This is a genomic window from Lentilactobacillus sp. (assembly GCF_040773105.1).
GTDB lineage: Bacteria > Bacillota > Bacilli > Lactobacillales > Lactobacillaceae > Lentilactobacillus > Lentilactobacillus parabuchneri.
The window spans coordinates 1-6,079 of sequence record NZ_JAXGWW010000123.1; the positions used below are offsets into that span (position 1 = coordinate 1).

The 6,079-nt window shown below is 43.4% G+C and carries 9 protein-coding genes; 1 reads left to right on the forward strand and 8 read right to left on the reverse strand.

All coding sequences use genetic code 11. The features are described 5' to 3' along the window. Positions 1–187: 187 nt before the first annotated feature. From AB3112_RS07330 to AB3112_RS07345, 4 genes are all read right to left on the reverse strand, one after another. Positions 188–277: a DUF5776 domain-containing protein gene (locus AB3112_RS07330; RefSeq protein ID WP_225355030.1), complete on the reverse strand. Its 90-nt coding sequence runs from the start codon at positions 275–277 to the stop codon at positions 188–190. Between the two features lie 110 nt (positions 278–387). Beyond that, positions 388–990, reverse strand: coding sequence for a LysM peptidoglycan-binding domain-containing protein (locus tag AB3112_RS07335; RefSeq protein ID WP_084972995.1), 603 nt, complete (start codon positions 988–990; stop codon positions 388–390). Positions 991–1,198: 208 nt separating this feature from the next. Next, entirely contained in the window at positions 1,199–2,596 is a 1,398-nt protein-coding gene (gene nhaC, locus AB3112_RS07340) for a Na+/H+ antiporter NhaC (protein WP_084972997.1), read from the reverse strand. 274 nt (positions 2,597–2,870) lie between these two features. Then, positions 2,871–3,425, reverse strand: a complete 555-nt coding sequence (locus AB3112_RS07345) for a GNAT family N-acetyltransferase (RefSeq protein WP_057909967.1) — start codon at positions 3,423–3,425, stop codon at positions 2,871–2,873. 88 nt (positions 3,426–3,513) lie between these two features. On the opposite strand from AB3112_RS07345, the gene AB3112_RS07350 reads away from it, so the two are divergent. Beyond that, a complete protein-coding gene (locus tag AB3112_RS07350; RefSeq protein WP_057909968.1) occupies positions 3,514–3,903 on the forward strand; it encodes a hypothetical protein in 390 nt (129 codons plus the stop codon). Positions 3,904–3,906: 3 nt separating this feature from the next. On the opposite strand, the gene trxA is transcribed toward AB3112_RS07350, so the two are convergent. From trxA to AB3112_RS07370, 4 genes are all read right to left on the reverse strand, one after another. Then, positions 3,907–4,233: a thioredoxin gene (gene trxA, locus AB3112_RS07355; RefSeq protein ID WP_057909969.1), complete on the reverse strand. Its 327-nt coding sequence runs from the start codon at positions 4,231–4,233 to the stop codon at positions 3,907–3,909. Next, complete coding sequence (locus AB3112_RS07360) at positions 4,211–4,972, reverse strand: TerC family protein (protein ID WP_057909970.1); 762 nt, start codon at positions 4,970–4,972, stop codon at positions 4,211–4,213. The genes trxA and AB3112_RS07360 overlap by 23 nt, the downstream gene beginning before the upstream one ends. A gap of 22 nt (positions 4,973–4,994) precedes the next feature. Next, positions 4,995–5,618: a glycoside hydrolase family 73 protein gene (locus AB3112_RS07365; RefSeq protein WP_084972999.1), complete on the reverse strand. Its 624-nt coding sequence runs from the start codon at positions 5,616–5,618 to the stop codon at positions 4,995–4,997. A 32-nt stretch (positions 5,619–5,650) separates the two neighbouring features. Further along, the coding region (locus AB3112_RS07370; protein ID WP_367334200.1) for a linear amide C-N hydrolase at positions 5,651–6,079 on the reverse strand (429 nt) is incomplete at its 5' end.

Here is a 6,079-nt window from a genome sequence, read left to right on the forward strand (position 1 = left end):
AAGGCGGGTTTGCTTCCGTAGCATAACCTAGAATGACTTTTTGAGCTGAAAGCTCGGAAAGTTATTCGTAGTTATGCCTAGGAAGCAGCCTTTTGGCACACGTTCCAGCTATATAAAATTGAAAAAGCAAGGGGCTGTTGGCAAAACGTTAGTTTTGTCACAGTCCCTTTTTTATAACATTTACCGCTTAATCAGCGCCGTGAATGATCAACTTCTTATTACCGGTAATATAATATCCGTTCGTTAACTGATAACGAGTCGTCAAGTTGTGCTTCACAAGCCTGGGTCTTTTGCTTATCCCAAAACAACCCCGACACGGTTATCCGCATCGGGGTTGTTTTACTTTAATGCTTGGAAGCTGAACAGCTTACTTCGCATTTTGATTCTTTAGTTTAATGCCCAGGCACCCATTCCTTGTGACTGGTAAATCCGTGCTGCATCGTTCACTTGTTCGCGCCAGTCATTACTTGTTGTGTAAAGTGATTGGTACAAACCATGAGCAGTTGAGCTAGGGTTTTGTGCAGTTGGGTTGTTTCTTGATTCACGGTAACTGATGGCCAACCAAGTTGATGCTGAAACACCAGTCTTTTGTTCCATCAATTGTGCTGCTTGTTCTGCAACTGAACCGCTAGTAGCCGTTGATGATGTTGTTGCTGCTTGGCTAGTTTGGGTTGAAGCTGCTGAGCTATAACTCTGTGTTTGTTGAGTTGTTGTTGCTTGTGCTGCATGTGCGCTACCCTGAGTAGTTGATGCGCTGTTTGCTGAAGGAATGGTTAATTGTTGTCCAACAGTAATGACATTGGCATCCTTAAGATTGTTTGCACTCTCGATAGCCTTGACTGAGGAATTGTATTGTTGTGAGATTCCCCATACGGTGTCGCCTGACTTAACTGTAACTATTGTTGATGCTGATGCATATGCGGATCCTGCGAAGAAAAGACCAATAGCTGCGGCTGAAGTTGCGAAGATCATAGATAATACTTTTTTCAAAATTACACACTCCTATATCTGTGTTCTGTTTCTAGAATTTTTGTCGACCTCATCGATCAACAATACATAGTGTATAGTTACGAAGTTACCATCAAATATCACAGGCATTAAGAAAAACCGTCCGACCGTAACTAATGTAATGAGTAAGTAATCTTTGTCAAATATCCAATTGACGATTTATTAGTAAAACGTTGTTAAACTCGCAATGCTAGTCGTTTTCATGCATTTTCAAATGTTTCAAACCGACCCCGGTAAAGCCACTGAGAATTGAAAAAATAGGAGAACTTAAACTAAATATTGCAAATGGCAGGTACTGAATCGTCGGAACTTGAAGTGTATTCGCAGCAAACACCCCGGCAACGCCCCATGGAATCAGATAATTAATCACGGTCCCGCCATCTTCAAGCGCCCGGCTTAATGCAACCGGGGCCAAGCCAGCCTTTTCAAAGGTTGATTTGAACGCATTTCCTGGCAGAATTACGGATAGGTATTGCTCGCCGACAAATAAGTTGACACCAATCCCACTTAATATAACCGCAGAAATCAGCGAACCATTTGACTGTAATTTTCTGGACAACGGCCCCATTACGGCATCAATCACACCAAACTTCATTAAGAGGCCACCCAGCGCCAGAGCCGAAATAATCAGGGCAATCGTTGCCATCATACTGGAAATCCCCCCGCGTGTCAGAAGATTATCAACGGCCTTATTTCCGGTATGAGAAACAAATCCGTTTGTCAAAATGTTGATGACTGATTGAATTTTTGTCCGCGGATTCTCGATATAAACCATCCCCACCGCGACCAGAATATTAATAAACAGTGTCGGAATCGCCGGGATTTTTCGCCATGCACAGACAAACATCAAAATAATAGGAAGAAACGCCCACAGCGAAATGCTGAAGTGACTGGTCAAAATAGTCACCGTATGGTCGATTGAAGTCGTGTTCAACTTAGCGTTTGATCGGCCAATGATGAAAAAGACAATCAGTGACGTGAAAAATGCCGGAATTGTCGACCACATCAAGTTGCGAATGTGACTGAATAAATCTGCTCCAACCACAGCCGACGCCAAATTCGTCGAGTCTGATAAAGGCGACGTTTTATCGCCAAAGATGGCACCTGAAATAACCGCTCCTGCGATCATTGCCGGATTAACCCCCATCGTCAGTCCCATTCCCAAAAAGGCGATTCCAATCGTTGAGATAACTGTAAAAGCACTGCCAATCGCCGTTCCAACGATTGTGCAGACAAGAAAGACCGACGGCAAAAACCACTCCGCACTAATTAGATGAAATCCGTAAACCATCAGTGACGGAATCACGCCGGCGGCAATCCAGGAACTGATCAACGCCCCAATCAAAATGAAGATAAACATTGGAATAATGCCCGTAGAGATCCCATCAATAATGCCTTGATTAACCGAATCCCAGGAAAATTGGCGAACCTTTGCCCAGGCAATCAGCAATAAAATGACAAATAAAATTGGAATTTGGGGTGATATTTGCAACTTGATCACACTGAAGCCCATAATCAGCAGCATCAATGCCAGAACAATCAGCCCTTCAGTCAATCCAATTCGTGGTGTTTTGACAACTTGTTTCATCGTTTTTCTCCTTATATCTAAAAATCAATATTTTTTTGAATTAAAAAAGCGTCCCTCAGCCCAATCAAGGACTAAGGGACGCTCGCGCGTGGTACCACCCAACTTAAGCTGCACAACTGCAGCCCACTCACTAGATGATATCGGTTCTAGCTATTATCCGTTTATTATCCCACCACGGTAGTTCACCAATAAGTCCTGACCGATTCGCATCACCCACCGGCTTTCTGACACCCAGACCTATCCGTTACTTTAATATGGCAGTTTATATATGAACTTAATAATTGGTGCTTCTGACCCCGAAGAATTCTTCAGGATAATAAATCTTACCACCTTTTTGGAAAAGCGCGCCATCAAATAGCGGCTTAATCAAATTAGCGTTAAAGTCAACGTTGACAGTTGGCAAAATGTCGAAGTTGTCAGCAGGAACGTAGTTGTTCTTAAAGAAGAAATCTGAATTATCAATCGCACTGACGGCACGATAACCGGCCAGACGAGCCCGTGTTTCCAACTCGATAACCATTTCTTGGCCAACTCCGTGATTTCGATACTTGCTCAAAACACCGATCTCGACAATCGAAACAATCGGAAATTTGTGCGTTGCGGATCGGACCGTTGCCGGCACCATGAGCGCGTGACCAATTACCTGATGATTGTCATCTTTAGCGACCACTTCAAACTGTGATTGATAGCCCTCGCCCGATCTGAGCCGGTCGACCATGTCAACTTCGTCTCCGTCGGTGTTGGGACCATCGTTCTTATAACTGTCTGCGATGATACCCCGTACAGCCGCATAATCTTTGCGATCAATTGTCTCTACTGAAAATTTCACAATTTCATCTCACTATCTATATTTTTCCAACTTGATATAATATATGGTTAAATAGTATCACAAAATCTACCTGGAAAGTTGGTCGATTATGACAACAAAATCTAAACTAACCATAATTAGCATTTTAACATATTGTGCCTTTATTATCTTTGCTTTATTCACAGATGTCCTCTCACCTGCCAAAATCGGCATCACGTGGACGATCTTTTGGTACATCGCTGCCGCTGGAATTATCTATTATCTGTGGTTTAAAAATCTCATTTTTCAGCGGGTCATGTATTTCAGCAAAGCTCTCGGACTCACCCAAACGGATTTAGCCAAGATGCTGCCCAATTTAAAGCCGAGCCAAGTCGTTCCCGATCCGTCCAAGCCGGCAATTTTGGCGCCGGTCTTCACCTTCCCGCTGCAGGGGTTGGATATTTTAAATGCCAAATTAACGCCGATGGCAAAAGAAAAAGGCATCAAACCATTCCGTTGATGTCTATGCGTTGACTTCGGCAATCTTCGCCTCAAAATACTTTTTTAACTTATCCTTTGGGTAAACGCCGGTCACTTTTTCCTTGGCCTGCCCGTTTTTGAATACGACTAGGCTGGGAATGCTCAAGACGTGATACTTTTCAGCAATTTCTTGATTGCCGTCGACGTTCATCTTTCCAAAGTGAATCTGATCACCATACTCTTTTTCCAAGTCCGCCAATATTGGGTCTAAGATCTTACAAGGACCGCACCACGGCGCCCAGAAATCGATGATGGTGATTTTATTATCCGTTTCTTCTTCTAAATTCTCAGGTGTGATCTTCGTGCTCATTTGTCGTCCTCCGATTCTTGCGTACAAAGTGAATAATCAAAGTGATAATAACTGCCACAATCACGATGCCACCAAATGCGGTAGCTGGGATTTCGATGTCAATTGCTGGGATTGAAAGAAAGAGCTTTAATGCAATAATGGCGATTAATATATAGGCCATTGGCTGCAGCTCGGGAATCACTGCCATTAAGCGCATGATGACCTCGGCCACGCCTCTCATCGCCAAAATACCAATCATTCCACCTAGCAACACGATAACTGGGTTTGATGAGATTGCCAGCGATGCCAACACGGAATCAACCGAGAAGACAACGTCCATGAATTCGATTTGAGCAACAACCGACCAAAATAAAGACAACCCGTGCTTTTTTTCACTCGCTAACTTCTTGGTTCGAACAATTTTTGTTTTCCGGAAAAATTGATACACCAAATACAATAGATACAGTGACCCGATGACCTTAATTTCCCAAAAATGGATCAGGTACGTCCCGACTCCAATAATCAAGAAGCGAAAAATATACGCTCCCCACAAGCCATAAAACAACGACTTTTCCCGCTGAACTTTGGTTGGTAAGGCCTGCGTTTGCGCAGCCAAGACGACTGCGTTATCCACTGAAAGCAGACATTCAATTGTGACAAGCGATAAAATAATCAGCCAGTCGCTTCCACTGGTAATGACCGTTCCCCAGTTATGGGGATCAAAGAACGGACCGTATAAATTAGAAACCCAATCCAACAATGTGGCGTTCACCTCGTAATATTTAGACTCTGGAATTAATTGCTCTTAAATCATACCGGCTTAAGTCATACTTGACAATGATGTGATTTAATTTTTGCGCGTAATGAGGGTCTGTCGCATAGCCATTTTCCTGCAATAAGTGGGTCGACGTTCGGTAGCTCAAAATATTTTTGGACTTAATAAATTTGGCACTGACGAGCTGATTGTGATCGGCGATTGAAGCAGCCAGGCTCGGATATTTTCGAAACTGGGCCAAAACTTTGATGGTCTTGCCGTTTTCAACTTCTTGGGTATAAAACTGCACCGACCGCCCCCGATAACTTCCCTTGATTCCAAATAAGTTGTTCGCCGTTGTCGTTAACTCAGACGTTCCGAATTGCGATTCCAAAATTGCCTGGGCGATCACAACGCTTGGTAGCACTTGGCGATCCTTTAGATACAGCTTAACCGCTGGATTGCCCACTTCGCTAATAAACGTCCGCTTTTGCTTTTCGGAAAAATGATCCGACTTTTTCTGAACCAAAGTGGGCGCTTTTGGGGACTGTGGTGATCGACTGCTTAATTGACCGCGATACGTGACGGCTGCACCTAACACCACAAATGTGACTAGTAATAATAAAATGATGCGCCAACCTTGTTTTTGCAACTTAACTTCTCCCCACAGAAACCTTCAATTACCTAGTTTAACTCATTAAAAACAATTTTATCATCAACTGGGAAAAATTTGACCTCATTTGAGTGAATTAATTCATCAGTGAGTTGAATTTTGACCACTGATTTAGCATGATACGGCTGGTAGTAGTAATTTCGGCTCTCACAGCAAACCGCTGCCCGATAGACCGAATAGGTTGGCTGATGCGCCGTGCTCTTAGGAACGTTCACCGAATCCAAAATATGCCAGCAGTTATCAACCGCTTCGCTTTCATTTTGCGGCAGGTCAATTCGTTCCTTGAGATAAGCTGCCCGAACAAATCGTGATCCGGGAGAATAAGAACCAGGTGGAATTGATTTTCCGGACACATTTCCAGTCGTTACCCGTGGCGTATTCAACGGAACCGACCCATTGATAAAGTCAGGTGTGAAGTCCATGTATTTATTTAATTTATC

What these genes read in the sequence shown, in the direction of transcription:
- nhaC (WP_084972997.1), bottom strand. Translation starts at nt 2,596, where the DNA reads ATGAAACAAGTTGTCAAAACACCACGAATTGGATTGACTGAAGGGCTG.
- trxA (WP_057909969.1), bottom strand. Translation starts at nt 4,233, where the DNA reads ATGAGCACGAAGATCACACCTGAGAATTTAGAAGAAGAAACGGATAAT.
- AB3112_RS07350 (WP_057909968.1), top strand. Translation starts at nt 3,514, where the DNA reads ATGACAACAAAATCTAAACTAACCATAATTAGCATTTTAACATATTGT.